The sequence below is a fragment of the Caulobacter sp. GW821-FHT12A07 genome, assembly GCF_058807655.1.
In genome coordinates this window covers 50,975-66,861 of record NZ_JBXAQX010000014.1, presented here as the reverse complement: position 1 = coordinate 66,861, position 15,887 = coordinate 50,975, and the positions used below count along the sequence as shown (strand labels likewise).

General features: G+C 68.9%; 11 protein-coding genes. 1 reads left to right on the top strand and 10 read right to left on the bottom strand.

All coding sequences use genetic code 11. From position 1 onward, the window contains the following. Nucleotides 1-48 precede the first annotated feature (48 nt). The 7 genes from AC1RRS_RS22260 to AC1RRS_RS22230 form a co-directional block, all read right to left on the bottom strand. The gene (locus AC1RRS_RS22260) at nucleotides 49-1,416 is read right to left on the bottom strand and encodes a hypothetical protein (protein WP_492857066.1); all 1,368 of its coding nucleotides are present in this window, start codon (nucleotides 1,414-1,416) and stop codon (nucleotides 49-51) included. A 63-nt stretch (nucleotides 1,417-1,479) separates the two neighbouring features. Then, nucleotides 1,480-3,978 (bottom strand): TonB-dependent receptor, encoded by a 2,499-nt coding sequence (locus tag AC1RRS_RS22255; protein ID WP_492857065.1) that lies wholly within the window; start codon nucleotides 3,976-3,978, stop codon nucleotides 1,480-1,482. A gap of 137 nt (nucleotides 3,979-4,115) precedes the next feature. Then, on the bottom strand, nucleotides 4,116-5,399 hold the full coding sequence (locus AC1RRS_RS22250; RefSeq protein WP_492857064.1) for an MFS transporter: 1,284 nt from the start codon (nucleotides 5,397-5,399) through the stop codon (nucleotides 4,116-4,118). Continuing rightward, the gene (locus AC1RRS_RS22245) at nucleotides 5,399-6,253 is read right to left on the bottom strand and encodes a class III extradiol dioxygenase family protein (protein WP_492857063.1); all 855 of its coding nucleotides are present in this window, start codon (nucleotides 6,251-6,253) and stop codon (nucleotides 5,399-5,401) included. Before AC1RRS_RS22245 ends, AC1RRS_RS22250 begins: the two co-directional genes overlap by 1 nt. Next, a complete protein-coding gene (locus AC1RRS_RS22240) occupies nucleotides 6,253-6,519 on the bottom strand; it encodes a hypothetical protein (RefSeq protein WP_492857062.1) in 267 nt (88 codons plus the stop codon). The genes AC1RRS_RS22245 and AC1RRS_RS22240 overlap by 1 nt, the downstream gene beginning before the upstream one ends. Before the next feature lie 38 nt (nucleotides 6,520-6,557). After that, entirely contained in the window at nucleotides 6,558-7,955 is a 1,398-nt protein-coding gene (locus AC1RRS_RS22235; RefSeq protein ID WP_492857061.1) for a hypothetical protein, read from the bottom strand. Between the two features lie 39 nt (nucleotides 7,956-7,994). After that, entirely contained in the window at nucleotides 7,995-10,844 is a 2,850-nt protein-coding gene (locus AC1RRS_RS22230; protein ID WP_492857060.1) for a TonB-dependent receptor domain-containing protein, read from the bottom strand. A 287-nt stretch (nucleotides 10,845-11,131) separates the two neighbouring features. Between AC1RRS_RS22230 and AC1RRS_RS22225 the strand changes: the two genes are divergently transcribed. Further along, nucleotides 11,132-12,364: a LysR family transcriptional regulator gene (locus AC1RRS_RS22225; RefSeq protein WP_492857059.1), complete on the top strand. Its 1,233-nt coding sequence runs from the start codon at nucleotides 11,132-11,134 to the stop codon at nucleotides 12,362-12,364. A 72-nt stretch (nucleotides 12,365-12,436) separates the two neighbouring features. Here the strand turns inward: AC1RRS_RS22225 and AC1RRS_RS22220 are convergent, their stop codons facing one another. The 3 genes from AC1RRS_RS22220 to AC1RRS_RS22210 are packed head-to-tail and all read right to left on the bottom strand — an operon-like array spanning nucleotide 12,437 to nucleotide 15,880. Further along, nucleotides 12,437-13,789, bottom strand: coding sequence for an MFS transporter (locus tag AC1RRS_RS22220; protein WP_492857058.1), 1,353 nt, complete (start codon nucleotides 13,787-13,789; stop codon nucleotides 12,437-12,439). 58 nt (nucleotides 13,790-13,847) lie between these two features. Then, the gene (locus tag AC1RRS_RS22215; protein WP_492857057.1) at nucleotides 13,848-14,393 is read right to left on the bottom strand and encodes a DUF3237 domain-containing protein; all 546 of its coding nucleotides are present in this window, start codon (nucleotides 14,391-14,393) and stop codon (nucleotides 13,848-13,850) included. Then, nucleotides 14,390-15,880 carry an AMP-binding protein gene (locus tag AC1RRS_RS22210; protein WP_492857056.1) on the bottom strand — a complete coding sequence of 497 codons (1,491 nt, stop codon included), beginning with the start codon at nucleotides 15,878-15,880 and terminating at the stop codon, nucleotides 14,390-14,392. Before AC1RRS_RS22210 ends, AC1RRS_RS22215 begins: the two co-directional genes overlap by 4 nt. Nucleotides 15,881-15,887 lie beyond the last annotated feature (7 nt).

The window sequence follows — 15,887 nt, the reverse complement described above, 5'->3', positions numbered from 1 at the left end:
CGGCGGGAGAACGCTGGTGGGCTCCCGGACCAACGGGAGGTCCCGTGATCACTTGCTGGACTGGCCCGCGCCGAGCTGCCGCAACCGGCCGACGACCTCGGCCGCGAGCGTTTCGGCCGAGCCGCGCGCGAAGGACGAATTCATGGCCTCGTAGGTGATTTTGTCATAGGCGGCCGCGTCGGGCATGTATTTGGCCGCGCCATTGACCATGGTCGTCACCAGCGTGTCGGCGAACGGCGACTGGGACCGGATCTGCCGCCCCGTCTCGCTGGAAAGCTCGACCTGGACCCCGGCGATGACCACCGGACCCAGACGCAGGACGGTGAACGGCGCGGTCGCGGGGCCCGCCGGCGTGAAGGCGTAGGTTTTGCTGGGCTTGAGGTCCGCCAGCGCCTTGGGCCGCGCCTGGGCGGTGAGATCGACCGCGCCGCCGGCGATGTCGACAAGCGCCACGTCGGCCGGCGGCGCCATGCGCTCGCTGGTGCGCACCACGTCCTGGGCCAGGCGCTCGCCCAGAAGATCGACCAGCAGATAGCCGCCCTCGCCGATGTCGACGGTCTTGAGCCGGCCGTCCTTGTCGGGAACCGCGCGGACGGCCTTGAGGATCGGCGCCTGGTCGCCGGCCGCGCCGATCAGAAAGAAGCCGACCGTCCCCTCCCCGTACAGCGCCTCGACACGTCGCATGGCCGCACCGGCCAGGTCGCTGGTGACGGCCTTGCCGCCGCCGGAGACGATCGCCTGGTCCATGACCGACGGCTGTACGGCGTAGTTGGCCAGCAGCGCGATGGGATGGCGGGCCTCGTCCTCGATCCGCACCACGGAAAGGGTCTTGTCGGACGCGCCGGCGCTGTCGACGCCCAGCCAGAACCCCTCCGGCGTGTGCTGGTCGCGGTTGATGTTGATGTCGCTGACGCCCCGGCCCGCGCCCAGCCTGGCGGGCTTGAGGTGGCTAGCCGCCAGGGCCGCCTGCTTCAGGGCGTCCTCGACCGCGGCCTTGAACAGGGCGTTCTTGCGCTGCTCGGCCTCGGACTCCAGCCCGGGGAACGGCCGACCGACGGGCATGATGTGCGGCGCCGAAAAGGTGTGGCTGGCGACGATCAGGACGTTCGTCGGCGCGACGCCGGTCGCATCGGCCACCACGCCCTGCATCGCCGCGACCTCGTCGGCGAAGATCGAGGTCAGGTCGATCACGGCCAATGCGGCGCGACGGCCGCCGGCCTCGACCACCAGAACCCGGGCCTCCAGCGGGTCGCGCTGCGCCGAGAAGCCCTGCATCGGCAGCAGGTCCGCCCCCAGCACGATCTCGGCCTTGCCGGCGCCGGCCCGCAGTTGCGCCATCGCCGGCGACGCGACGGCGGCGATCGCCAGCGTCAGCGCCATCACGGCCCCCATGGCCATCCCGGTCTTCGCACCCATCTGTCGTCTCCGTTCAGCGCCTTCATGTGTCGCCCGGCCGCGTGAACGGCCGGGCGTCGTCGATCACCAGCGGGTGCTCAGCGTCAGGCCGAAGGTCCGCGGATCACCGATCGTGGTCACCGGCAGGGTCGACTGCTTGACGGCGTAGTTGCTGATGTTGCGCACATAGGCGCTGAGGCTCCACGGGCCGTCGGCCGGGGTGTAGCTGGCGTTCAGCCCGCCCTGCGTATAGGCCGGCTGCCAGCCGTACTTCGAGGCGTCCTGCACCGGGTGGACCCAATAGCCGCCGCTGTAGAAGACCTCGCCGCCCACGGCCAGCGAAGCGCCCGAGGCGAATTCGAAGCTGTGGCGATAGGTCAGGGTACCGGCGAAGTTCGGCGAGTGCGGCTGCACCGCGCCGGCCACGTCGAAGAACAGCAGGGCGTCGGTGCCCTGGTCGTTGTAGCCGATCCAGCAACCGGCCGTGGTCGGCGCCCCGACGGTCGCGCAGGTCCCCTGGCTCTTGTCGAACTTGGCCTTCAGCCAGGTGGCGTTCAGGCCCACGGTGTCGACCCGCGTCAGGTTGAACCGCACCTGGGTCTCCAAGCCAATGGCATGAGCGTCGAGGTTGAAGGTCGGCACGGTGCAGGACGGCCGCGCGTCGTTGGGCGTGCAGGCCGAACCGCCGGTCGACGGCACGAAGCCGTGGTAGGTGTCGATGTTCTGATAGCCGTCCTGCTTGTAGTAGAAGAGGTCGGCGTTGACCTGCAGGCGGTTGTCGAGGAAGCGGTTCTTCGAACCCAGCTCGAAGGCCGTGTTGACCTCGCTCTCGTAGGTGTAGGGCTTGGCCGTGGTGGTGTCGTAGCCGGTCAGGCCGCCGGGACGGTAGCCGGTCGAGACGGTCAGATAGGCCATGGAGGTCGGCGAGACGTCGAACTCGCCGCCCAGCCGATAGTCGAAATGATGCAGGTCGCGGGAATAGTTGGTGGCGATCCCGGCCGGCTTCAGCTCACGGGTGTCGTAGCTCTGGCGGCCGCCGACGATGACGCGCAGGCGTTCGCTCACCGGATAGGTCAGCTCGCCGAACACGGCGTTGGTGGTGGTGGCCGCGATGGTGCCGCCGACGATGCCGGAGGGCACGTTGCCCGAGGTGTTGTTGTAGGTCCCGCGCCGGTAGTCGAAGTGGTAGTAGCCCAGGTTCCACAGGATCTCGGCCCCCGGCGCGTTGTGCAGGCGCGCCTCGGTCGAGAACTGATGGAACGGCGCGAACTGGTAGTACTGGTAGCAGGTGTGGTCGCCGCCCGTGATCCAGGGCGGACCGCCAGCGTAGCAGTCGGTCTCCTTGCCGGTCACCTTGGTGTAGGACGAGGTGACGTCGAACACGCCCCAGTCGGAGATCCGGTAGTCCAGATTGGCCGTCAGGGTCTGCTGCTTGATGTCTGCCTTGTTGTCCGACGAGGTGGTGTTGGTCGAGCTGTCGCCCATGTCCCAGGGGTTGGAGGCGTCGTTGATGCTGTCGCCGCTGTAGGGCGCGACCTTGGACATCACATAGGGCTCGACGCCGGGACCGGTGCCGCCGATGTGGTCGTACTGGTAGGCGAGCTTCAGGGTCAGGTCGTCGGTGGGCTGGGCCAGGAACTTCAGGCGCACCGACTGGCCCACGGCGTTGGCGCCGATCGGCTTGAGATAGGCGTCGCGGTGAATGGCGGCCGCCGAGATCCGCAGGGCGGCCTTGTCGCCGAGCGCCAGGTTCTGGGCCGCCTCGCCGCGCACCAGGCCGTAGTTGCCGACGCTCAGAGACGCCGCGCCCGAGGCGTCGTTCAGGATCGGGTCCTTGGTGATGACATTGACCACGCCGCCGTCGGCGTTGGGTCCGTAGCGGGTGCTCTGCGGCCCCGGCAGCACCTCGACCCGATCGACGTCGAAGAAGCCGACGATCGAGGACTGCGACAGGATGCTGTAGACCCCGTCGAACTCGAGCGCGACCGAGCCCTGGGTGGTGCCCGACGGCATGTCGCCGCCCTGCCCCCGGATGTCGATCGAGAAGCCGCCGGGCTGGGCCGTGACCTGGACGCTGGGCGTCGAGGCGAAGACCTGCGAGACGTTGCTCGCCGCCTGACGGCGCAGTTCGTCGCCGCCAACCACCTGCACGGCGGCCGAGACCTTCTGCATGTTCTGGGTCTGGCGGGCGGCGGTGACGATCACCTCGGCCAGCTCGGCGCCGCCTTCGACCGCGTCGCCGGTGGCGGAGGTCTGCTGGGCCGGAGCGGCGGCGGGCCGGGCGGCTTCGCGTAGGATGATCACCGAGCCGTTATCGGCGGCGATCTCGAGATTGGTCGCGGCCAGGAAGGTCTTCAGCGCCGCGCGGGCGTCCTGGCGGCCCTTCACCGCCGGGGTCGAGACGCCCTTCAGGCGGCCGGCGGGGGCGATGATCTGGACGCCCGCCTGGCGCGCGAACAGCGGGATGGCGTCGGACGCCGGTCCGGCCGGCACGTCGAACGTCCGCTCCTGCGCCGCCGCGCCGGTCGCCGCCAGCATGACCGCCAGCGAGACCCCACAGAAAATGCTCGGATAGCGCTTCATCGTTTCCCCTCGTTCTTGGGCGCTTGCCCGTTTGTTTGAGGGTTAGATGCGTCAGGCGGCGAGTTCCCCCCGAACGCCGCCCGGAAATTTTCCGAAACCTGGGATCGGCGCGTCACAAGGGGTTGGCGGCGGACGGATCACGCCTCCCCGTCCGTCACCTTCGGCGACCATTTGGGGCGCAGCAGCACGACCGACGTCGTGGCCCCCAGCACCAGGAACACCACGATCACCAGCATCGGCAGCTGATAGCCGCCGCTGACGTGGAGCAGCCAGCCGGAGATGGCCGCCGCCGCGCCGCCGGACAGTCCCGCGGCGACGTGCTGGACGCCGACGATCATGCCGATGGCCGGCCGTGGAATGAGCGTGACCTTGGTGAGCGCGAGGTTGTTGGCGCTGGCGAGGCCAAGACACGACAGCGAGAAGATGTTCCAGAACAGGGCCGCGCCCAGACTGTGGGCGTAGGCGCCGAACAACACCGTCGTCGCGCCGATGAAGCCGGCGACGATGAACACCTTGCGCGTCACCACCGGGTCTCCGCCCCGGTCGATGATGCGATCGGCCGCCCAGCCCGCGACGACGGCGACGATCGCGATGCCGGCGAAGCTGAAGAAGGTGTAGAGCCCCGAATTGGTCAGCGACAACCCGCGCTGCTCGACCAGATAGGACGGCATCCAGGTCATGCAGAAGAAGACGAAATAGCTGTAGCAGAAGTTGACGATGATCCCGCCCCAGACCACCGGCGAGGTGATGATGCGCCCGAACGGCACCGAGGCGGCCCGCCGCCGGGCCTCGGCGCGCTGGTCCTTGCGCGGGAAGTCGTTCTGCACGCGCATCATCCAGGGAACGAGCCACACGAGGCCGCACGCCCCGGTGATGACGAACATCAGCCGCCAGTCCGAGGCCGTGATCAGCCAGGCGCCCATCGGCGCGCCGATGGCCGTTCCGACCTTGTTGCCGAACGAGAACACGCCCAGCGCCGCGCCGGTGTGGCGCTCGGGCACGTTGTGGCGGATCCAGCGGTAGCTGGCCGGCATCACGACCCCCTCGGCCGCCCCGACCAGCGAGCGCATGATCACGATGCCCATCAGGGCCGGCATAGCCCCGGTCGCCGCCGTGGCCAGACACCAGAGCGCGAAGCAGATGGCGTAGGGAATCTTCGCGCCATAGCGGTCGACCACCCAGCCCAGCGGCATCAGGGCGGCCGCATAGGCCCAGAAGAACGCCGCCCCGACCCAGCCGCGCCCGACGGACGTCATGCCGAAGTGACGGACGAAGTCCTTGTTGGCCAGCGCCGCGGAAATGCTCGACCGGTCGGCATAGGCGATCAGCACGCCGACCGAGAGCAGCAGCAAGATGCCCCAGTGCTTGGCGCGCGGCGGCGCCTTTTCGGTCGGCGCGCTCAGGGAAACGGCCTTAGTCATCAGCGTTCGCCTTCGCGTGTGTCGATCAGCATCATCGCGCCGCCGGTATGCGAGATCGGGGCGTGATAGAGGCTGGTGACGATGTCGCCGCCCGCGGCCGCGCCGCGCATGGCCAGCCAGGTCATCAGCTCCAGCCCCTGGGCGCCGGCCAGATCGACGATCTCGTCATTGGTGAATTGGGTCAGGGCTTGCGGGTCGTGCTCGATCTTCTCAAGGGTCAGCCGGTCGAAGTCCTGGTTGATCTTGCCGCTGACGCCGAGCTCGTGGCTCAGCCCGCCGCTGCCGACCAGAAGGACCCTGCGATCGCCGGGGAAGGAGCGAATGGCCCGACCGATCGCCTGCCCCAGCTTGTAGCAGCGGGCGGGCGTCGGCAGCGGCGGCAGGACGCCGTTGATCATGATCGGGATCGTGGCGACGGGGATGTCGCCGTGCCCCGCGCCTTCGGCCGGAAAAAGCAGGTCCAGGGCGGTGATGCCGGCGTGATCGAAGATCATCTCCTGGCAGGTGGCGACATCGAACTCGTCGGCCATCAGCGACCCGACGATGTGCCAGGCGAGTTCCGCGTCGCCGCGGAAGGTCCTCGGCTCGGGCGGGCCCCACCCCTCGTCGGCGTTGCGATAGTCGTGCGCCACCCCGATCGCGAAGGTCGGCATGTTGTCGAGGAAGAAGTTGAGGCCATGATCGTTGTAGAAGACGATCACGACGTCGGGCCTGGCCTCGTCCAGCCACGCATGGACCCTGCCGAAGCTGGCGAAGAACGGCGCGAACGGCACCTCGGCCTGCTTGTTGGCCGCGATCGCCCGGCCGATCATCGGCACGTGGCTGGTACCCAGTCCTCCGATGACGACGCCCATCAGCGGTCTCCCTGCGGCTTGGGAACCCTGTCGAGCTTGGCCAGGAAGTACATGTTCCCCCCCGCCGCGAAGAGCCGCTTCTTGTCCCGCGACCGCACCGCCGCGACTTCCTCGTCGTTGAGGCCGAACCGCGTGCAGTAGCCGTCCGGATCGGCGATGAAGGCGGCGCGGCTTTCCGCCGAATTGAGCGTGAAGCACATGCGGTTGAGCGCGTAGCCCTTCAGCGCGGCCTGGGGATGGAACTTGCCAGGTTGGACATCTGTCATGGTCGATCTCGATTGGGTTGAAGGTCGCTCCGGGGTCGTCATCCGCCGCTGGCCCTGGAGGCGTTGACCATCTTGAGCGCGCCTTCGACGAAGCCGCCCGCCGCGCAGCCGCGCTTGGCCATGCTCGCCGTCACCGGATAGCTGTTGGAGGGATAGTCCTCGTCGGGCACGACGTAGTGGACCGGGCCGTAGCCCAGCGACACGAGCATGGTGCTGGCGGGCCGGGGCGCGCCCTGCTTCACCCTGACCCACAGCGGCGGCATCACGTTCGCGTCGCTGTGGACGATCGTGAAGTCGCCGAGCTGGATGGTTCCGAACCGCAGCGGCACGGGCGCGATGTCGGTGTCGGTGAACACGCATCGGGGCAGCTTCGAGTCCGGCGCATCGGAGCATGCGCCCGGATTGTTGAGCGGGAACGTCGACTTGCCCGGACACATCAGGACTTCGAGCGAGCCGGAGATCGTCAGCTTGTCCGAGGTCTTGATCCTGAGCGCGGTCGCCACGACCTCCTCGCCCAGCACGGTCGCCACCGCGCCCTTGACCGCGTTCGGCTCGGGCGGGGTCAGCCCCGCCCCCTTGCGCCCGGGGTTCATCGCGATCCCCATCGGCGCGCCGACCGTGTACATCGCCACGACCTTGTCGCCGAAGCGTTGCTCGACGTAGCGCTCGACCATGCCGACCATGTCGGCGCTGACCTTCGAGCGCTTGCCGCCGCCCAGCCCCGGCACGCCGGGTCCCGGGCCGTTGCTGACCATCAGGGCGATGGGCTCGCCCTGCAGGGTTTCGACCTTGAACACGCCGATCGAGGCGTCCGCGCTCTGGGTTCGGCCGCTTTCGGCCGCCCCCTCGGCGCCTGGGCCGCCTTCATTGCGCCCGGCCAGCCGGAAAACGCCGTTGGCGTAGCCCGCACGCGCCGGCTGGCGGTTGGCGATCGCCTGCTTCACCGACGCGACGATGGCGTCGGTGGTCATGCGGGTGATCTTCTCGGATCCCGGCAGGATGATGCCGACGGGATTGTTGTCCATCCGCACCGTGTCGTGGGTGTGGGTGACGGCCAGCAGGATGTTCTCCGGCGGCGCGCCGGAGGCCTTGGCGATACGCGCCATCGTGTCTTCGAAGATGTCGGGCGCGAACATCGGCAGGTCGCCGACCACCAGCACCGCGCGCTTGCCGCCCGAGTCCAGCACCACGGTCCGGACATGGAGCCGGCTCTCGATGGCTTCGAACGGCTTGGGCAGGTCTTCGACGGCGGGGGTGATGTCGATCCGCGCCGCCCCGGCCAGAAGCGCGCCGTTGGCGGGCGGGGCGGCCGTCGGCGGAGGGCTCGCCCCGGACTGAGCCGGCGCGATCGTCGGCGCGACGACGGCCGCGGCGATGGCCAGGGGCGCGATCAGCGTCGTCGCAAGCAACGCCAGACGGGAGATTCTACGATCCATGGTCTCGTGCTTTCCAGGAGCTTGTTGCTGTCGCGATGATCAGAACTTGAGACGGACGCCCGTCGTGTAGTAGCGGCCGACCAGGTCGTCCGACTGCAGGTAGGCGCCGAACCGCCCGGCGTCGGCCGATGAGTTGATCGCGATCGGCGGAGACTTGTCGAAGAGGTTCTGGATATTGAAGAAGAACTCGGGCCTGACGCCCTGGATCTCGGGCGAAAAGGCGAGATTGAGGTTGGCCGTCCAGAAGGCCGAGATCTTGGGCTCGTCATAGACCAGCGTCTTGTCCGCGTTCCAGCCGAGGGCGCTGCGCCAGCGGGTCGATACCGTCGCCTTGAACTGCTCGGTCAGCGCATAGCTGGCGAAGCTGGTCACGCGCCATTTCGGAGACGCGCCCAGGCCGCCGGCCGGGGCGTAGGCGTAGCCCGCCATGTCGACGACCCCGATGCTCGGCGTGTCCTGGCGCAAGACAGGCTGGTAGGTGGTCAGCACCCGAAGGGAGAGCGGCCGGCCCAGGAGCCGGGTCGCGTAGCTCGACTCGAGGTCCACGCCCCTGGTGTAGATCTCCGCGGCGTTGACCGAGCGGGTGTAGAAGTAGGTCGCGTTGTTCGCCGTGCTGGTGTCGGTATAGCCGTTGGGCCGGACGATCAGATCACAGAGCGAGGATGTTCCCCCGCTGGCGATGCAGAGCTTCTGCACGGTCACATTCGCCCCGTTCAGGGCGGTGATCGCGTCCTTGATCTTGATGGCGTAGAAATCGACGGAGACGCTGGCGCCGGTCAGCCAGCCAGGCCGATAGACCACGCCCGCGGTCAGGGTGTTGCCGATCTCGGGCTTCAGATCCGGATTGCCGCCGCCCTGATTGGGCGCATTGACCAGGGTCGCGCCGGTGAGCTGGTCAATCACCGTGGAGCGGCTGACCGTGCCGGGGCCGTAGAGGTTGTTGAGGTTGGGCGCCCTGAAATCGCGCGAGCGGGTCGCCCGGATCGTCAGCTCGTCATTGACCCGCCAGACGCCGCCGACCTTCCAGGTCCATGCGCCGCCGAAGCTGTCGTAGTTGGCGTAGCGGCCGGCCAGATTGACGCTCAGGTCCTGCGCCAGCCACACGTCCTTCAGCAGCGGGACCTCGACCTCCAGCGCCGCCTCCTGGACGGTCTGATGCACCAGCGGCGTGATGCCGAAGGTGACCTGGTGAAGATTGGTCGTGCCCTGGGTGCAGTTGTAGAGGATGCCGGTGCAGTCAGCCTTGTCCTCCGGCGGGACCTCGCTGGTCGCCGACAGGCCGACGCGGCGCCACTCACCCGACAGCGCGACATTCACCGGCCCCGCCCAGGTGTCGAAAGGCGAACCGGTGATGGATCCGGTGATGTCGGCGATCGTTCCCTTGGCCTTACCGACGGTCCTGTCGGTCAGATACGCGACCGACTGCGCCGAGGCCGCATTCGGGCCGAAGGGATTGAACGGCGCGCAAGCCGCGTCGTCGTTGGTGGTGATGGCGTCGGCGTTGATCCGGCACACGATGTTCCCGCCAACCGAGACGGAGTCGAGCGCGGCCGCCAGGTGCTGCAGGTTTATGTTGCGTTCCGTGGTCCACTTCTGGGTCGACACGCCGTGCGCCGCGCCCAATTCCCAGATGTAGTTGCCGAGCTTTCCCCTGAGCCCGCCGTTCACGAAGTAGCTGCCGAGGTCGAAGACCTTGGTGTGCGGACCAAGCTGCGGGCCGAGCTGCTTGCTAAGAGTGAAGGTGGTCGTGGCCGTTCCATACTGGTAGGCGGCCGGCAGGAAGGGGTTCTGCGAACGCAGCGTGACATTGCTCATGGTGAGCGTGGTGTCGTTGTACGCGTTGCGGTTCTTCGCGCCGAACCCTTCCAGGTAGACGTGCAGCGTGTCGGTCAGGTCGTAGTCGAACCGCGCGAACGCCCGCTTGGCGCGCAGGGCTCCTTTCAGCGAGCTGTCGTTGTTGTAGGCGCCGTCGCCGCCGATCTGGAAACCCGAGGTGCCGGTGGCGGCCCCGTTCTGAAAGGCCGACAGGACCCCATTGGATGAGAAGGCCTGACCGGCCAGCGGGCCCGACCGGATCAGGCCGCCGCTCGTCAGGGAGGCGTTGTGGACGTTCGAATAGAGCTTGAACGGGTTGGCCGCCGAGCCCGGCGTCGCGGTCGAGCCGGCGACGCCGCCCTCGATCTGCCAGAGCTGCCCCAGATCGCGGCTGAACATGTCGAGAATGCCGGGATCGTCATTGTATTCGAGACTGGCTTCGACATGGCCGCGCCCGTCGAACAGGGTCGTTCCCGCGGCGACGCCGATATCGGTCGTCCGATCGTCGCCGCGCGCCGAAACGCCGCGCTGGGCCTTTACCGACAGGCCGTTGAACTTGGCGTCGGTGACGAAGTTCACGACCCCCGATATGGCGTCGGAACCGTAGACCGCGGAGACGCCGCCGGTGACGACGTCGACCCGCTGCAGCAGCATCTGCGGGAACATGTCGATCGTCACCAGGCCCGTGTCGGTGCTGGGCTGAAGCCGCTTGCCGTCGAACAGGGTGAGGGTGCGATAGAGGCCCAGGCTGCGGATATTGGGGGCGTTGGCCGCGCCGTTGGGCCCGCCATTGCCGCCGCCGGTGCCGCTGTTCTGGCCCATCGAGTTTTGGAACACCGGCAGCTGCTGCAGGGCGGCTGCGACGGACGTCGGGGTCGACGCCAGCAGCTGCTGGGTGCTGACGACCGTCAACGGCGTGGGACTGTTGTCGCCGTTGGTCGGGATACGCGAACCGGTGACAACCACTTCACTCACGGTGGCGCTGGCGTCCGCCGTGGTCTGCGCATGCGCAGGCAACGCCAGAGCGGACACGCTGGCGCTAAGCAGCAAGCCCTTCGAAAGCCGATGGCTCATTGGCACGTTCACTCCCCTGTCGATTGTTTTATTTGTCCGCACTGTCACGCAGGCGGCTGCGCGCATGCATATTTGTTTTTGTCGTTATTATATAATTTTCACGCAGATCGCAGACATGGCGGATCGCTGTCGGGCCCGCGCGTCTCGCGACCCTGCCCATGGCGAAGGTAGAGGAAGGCGCCCCTCATCCGGGCCGGCGGTCGGCTTGCTGGAGGGCAAGCCTAGATGGTATTTAGATCGGCAATCCTGGCCCAGATCGCCGGTGGCCGCTGGATCGATGACGGACGATGAACCCGAGGGACGTGCATGATCGCTGCGCCTCGATCAGCTTCAGGCAGCTGAGGCTGTTCGCCGCCGTGGGACATCACGGCGGCATACAGCGCGCCGCGCACGCCTGTGGCGTTTCCCAGCCCGCCGCGACCCAGGCCCTTTCGCAGCTTCAGGACAAGGTGGCGGCGAGCCTGCTGGAACGCGGCCTGGGCGGCATGACCCTGACCCCGCTCGGCAGGCTGTTTCACGCCCGGGTCGATCGGATCTGCGCCCAACTGGACGAGGTGATCGCCGATCTTGGTCCGGCCGACCCCAAGGCCGTGGGGCATCGCCTGACCCCCGCCCAGGTGAGGACCCTGTCAGGCGTGCTCGAGACCGGGTCCCTCGAGCGGGCGGCGCTCGCCGGCGGCGTGACGCGGGAGGGACTGCGTCGATCGGCCGGCGTCCTGGAAAAGCTGACCGGACCGCTTTTCGTCCGCACGCCGGACGGGACCCGCTTCACCCCGCGGGCCCAGGCGTTCGCCGAACGCCTTCGCGCCCTCCTGGAGGATCTGGCGATCGGGATCCGCGAACTGCACGCACAGCAGACCAACGCCGAGAAATCCATCGTCGTCGGCGCCGCCCAGGCGTTCGGCAACCGCTTCCTGGCGCGCGTCCTGGCCGAACTGGCGACGCGGCATGCCGGCGCGCGCATTACGGTGCTTCGCGAGGGCCCAGTCGAATTGGTGGAAAGGCTGCGCGCGGGCGAGGTCGACCTCGTCGTCGGCGACATCGAGGCAATCGCGCGCGACCAGATCAGGGAGCGGCTGGTCAGCACGCCCTATTTCGTGTTCGGACGGCCTGGACACCCCTTGAGCGGCTCGGAAACCGCCACGCTCGACCAGTTGATCGCCTATGACTGGGTTGGGGGAACGCCGGGCTCGGCGCGCGAAACCGCGCGCGAGACGCTGTTCGCCGGCATGTCCCCGCCTCAGGTCGCCTTCGCCGCCTCCGAGGGGGCCATCGTCGGCCACTTCGTCGCCGGCAGCGACCGGCTGGCGCTGATGACCGAGCACGAAAGCCGTTGCGGCGGCCTGGCGCTTGCGAAGATGCCGTTCTTTCCGGTCGAAGCAGGCCTCGGGATCGACGTCGTCAGCCGGGCGGATCGCGCGCCCACGCAACTCCATCTCGAACTGGTCGATCTGCTGCGGGCTCATTTGAATGTGGATGCGCCCGAGTCGATCGGCGGCGTGTCACGACGGGTCGCCTAGTCGCAGGCATCGAAGCGTCGCCCTGGTCCCCGGGCCTGGAGGCGCTTGCGGACCACCCGCGCGAGCGAGCGTCTAGTGCCGCGGAGGCTCTAGGAACGTCAGCAGCACGATCCCGACCAGAGCCGTCAAGGCCAGCGGGGCCATCGCGGCGACGACCGATCCGGCGGTATCGCCCGCCTGGAGAAGCTGTCCGCCGACCAGGGGTCCGACCACGGCCCCGAGGCGCCCCCAGGCGACGGCCGCGCCGGATCCCCTGCCCCGCGCCAGCGCCGGATAGTAGGAGGCGGCCGCCCCGTAGAGGGCGTAGTTGGCGCCCAGCACGAAGAAGCCGACCGCGCCGCTCAGAGCCAGCACCGCGGCCAGGCCGTCGGCCCGGGCCAGCAGCATCAGGCTCGCGGTCAGGCCGACATAGCCGGCGATCATCGGCCAGCGCAGGCCGAAGCGATCGACCAGCCGCCCCAGGATCAGGGCGCCGACGACGCTGGCGAAGTTGAAGCAGGCCGAGGCCAGGCTGGCCTGGGGCGCGAAGCCCTTGGCGATGACCAGGGTCGGCAGCCAGTTCAGCACCAGGTAAAGGATCAGCAGGGTCGGAAAGAACACCAGCCACAGCAGCAGCGAGGGCAAGGCCCGGCGCTCGCCGAACAGGGCGGCGCGGTTCACGATCATGTAGGCGATGATCACCGTCGGCAGGGTCGCCAGCCAGGGCGCCAGGCCGCGCAGCGATCCCAGGCCCGGAAGGCCGCCGAGCCACAGCAGGGCCAGGTAGGACAGGCCGTAGAGCGGGATCAGGCCCAGCCACGTCCAGGCCGCGCCGCCGGAGGACGACGACGCGGGCCGCGCTGTCTCCTTCATCAGCACCAGGATCAGCGGGGCCAGCAGCAGCGGCGCCAGACCGCCAATCAGGAACAGATGCCGCCAGTCGAGGTTTGGGTTCAGCCAGCTGACCAGGGCCACCAACCCGCCGCCCAACGGCATGCCGCAGAACATCATCGTGCCGGTCGAGCCGCGCTTGCCGGCCGGCGCCACCTCGGCGGCCAGGGCCATGATGTTGGGCAGGGCCGCGCCGAAGCCCAGCCCCGCGCCCAGCCGCGCGGCGAACAGCATCGAGAAGTCGTGGGCGAACATGGTCAGCAGGGTGAAGCCGCCGAAGCCGAGCACGGCCCCCATCAGCACGGCCTTGCGCCCCAGGCGGTCGGCCAGCCAGCCGCCGAGCACCGCGCCCAGCACCAGGCCGATATTGCTGGCGGCCAGGGCCTCGCCCAGCACGGCCTTGGCCAGGCCCAGTTCCGGTCCCAGCTTCGGCGCCGCCACGCCCATGGCCTGGATGTCGAAGCCTTCGAGCACGGCGACGAGGAAGCACAGCAGGACGGTGAGCGCCCCGCTTTCCATGGCTGGTCGGCGCACGGCCTGCGATCCCGTGGTCATCGTTTCCTCCCGGCCCTTGGCGGGCGCTTGGTCTTTATCACAGCGTTTTCCGGACCCGTCAGGCGACCTTGAAGACGCCCAGTTCCACCCGGCGCGGCCGTCGCGCGCCGGCGCTGACGAAGATGCTTTCGGTCAGCCACAGATACGGCCCCGGCCCGACCTCGAAGACCGGCGTGGCGCGGAAATAGTAGAGCGACGGATCCACGTCCTCGCCGGCGGTCAGGCGGCGCACGACGTCTGCGTCGGCCCTGCGTACGCCGGTGTTGATGATCCCGATCGTCGCCCCGTCGGCCATGCGCACGGTGTAGCGGGCCTGAAGCAGGGTGACACCGTCGGGCCTAATGGTCTGCCAGTCGGCGCCGCCCCGCAGCACCTCACCCGACAGGCCCGGACCGGTCAGGCTGCCGCCGGTGATCGGGATCACCCGTCGCCGCCCGCCGCCGACCTCGCCCAGTTCCTGGGCCGGCCCGACCTCGACGGCGAGGTCGAAGACGTGTGTGAGCGTCGGCGGCGGGTTCGCGGCGGCAGCCTGCGTCGCGCCCGCCAGGCCGGCGGCGGCGACGCCGAGACCCAGCCCGCGCCGGCTGATGGGCGGAGGGCTCATGCGGGGGTCCTTTCCAGGATCAGGGCCTTGAGAACGGCCTTCTGGATCTTGCCCGAGCCGGTGCGCGGTAGGCTGTCGACGACAGTCGTGGCCTTGGGCAGCTTGTAGCGGGCCAGCCGAAGCTCCAGGTGCGCGACGACGGCGGAATGGCTGACGACGGCGCCCGCCCTCGGCACGAGGATCAGGTGTCCCACCTCGCCCCAGCGGGGATCGGGCAGGCCCAGCACCGCGCATTCGGCGATGCCGGGATGGTCGGCCAGGGCCGCCTCGATCTCGGCCGGATAGACGTTCTCGCCGCCCGAGATGAACATGTCCTTCTTGCGATCGACCAGCCAGTGGAAGCCCTCGGCGTCGGCGCGGGCGATGTCGCCGGTGCGGAACCAGCCGTCGGCGGTGAAGGCCGCGGCGGTGTCGTCCGGACGCCGCCAGTAGCCGGCAAAGACGTTGTCGCCCTTCAGCAACAGTTCGCCGGGCTGGTCGTCCGGACAGTCTCGGCCGGCGGCGTCGACGATGCGGCTGCGCACGCCCGGCAAGGCCACGCCCACCGAGCCGGCACGGGCGTCGATTTGGGCCGGATCGACCGGCATGCCGAACACCGTGCCGGTCTCGCTCATGCCAAAGCCGTCGACCACCGGCACGCCGATCGCCAGCCAGGCGCGGATGTCGGCGGCCGCGTGCGGCGCCCCGCCGGTGAAGATCGCGGTCAGGCCGGCCAGGCGGTCGGGGGCCAGGTCCGGGTGCAGACGCAGGGCCTGGGCCATCTGCGGCACGCAGAAATAATGGCTGACGCTTAAGGCCGGATCGGACAATCGCGCCAGGGTGCGGGCCGGCTCGAACCCGTCCGAGACCAGGATCGTCCCGCCGTGCAGCAAGGGCGGCCGCACCGTGGTGACCAGGCCCAGAACGTGGAACATCGGCGCGTCGATCAGGAAGGCGCTCTGGTGCGTCACCTGTCCCAGGCGCCCGAAATTGACCGCCGTGTGGTCGAGATTGCGCTCGGACAGCACCACGCCCTTGGGACGGCCGGAGGTGCCCGAGGTGTAGAGGATCAGCGACGGCCGGTCGCGATCGAACGGCGCGGCTTCAAACGGATCGGCGGCGGCGATCTCGGCGGCCAGGCGGTCTAGGGAGAGGCCCTCCAGCCCGACGCGGTCGAGCTCCTGGTCGCCGACCACCAGCTTGGGATCGGCGTCCTCGACCAGGGCCAGGATTTCGGGCGGGCTCAGCCGCCAGTTCAGCGGCGCATACACAGCCCCGATCCGGGCGCAGGCCAGGTGCAGGATCACGAGCTCGACGCGGTTGCGGGCCAGGCTGACGACCCGCTCGCCGAGCGCCACGCCGCGCTCGACCAGCACGCGGGCGCAGGCGGCGACGTCGGCGTCGAGCTCAGCGTAGATCCAGCGCCGCCCGCTGGCCAGGTCTACGGCCGCAAGACGCGTGGGCTGGAGCCTGGCCTGCAGGCCGACATGGTCGATGGGGCCGCTCATGGAACCC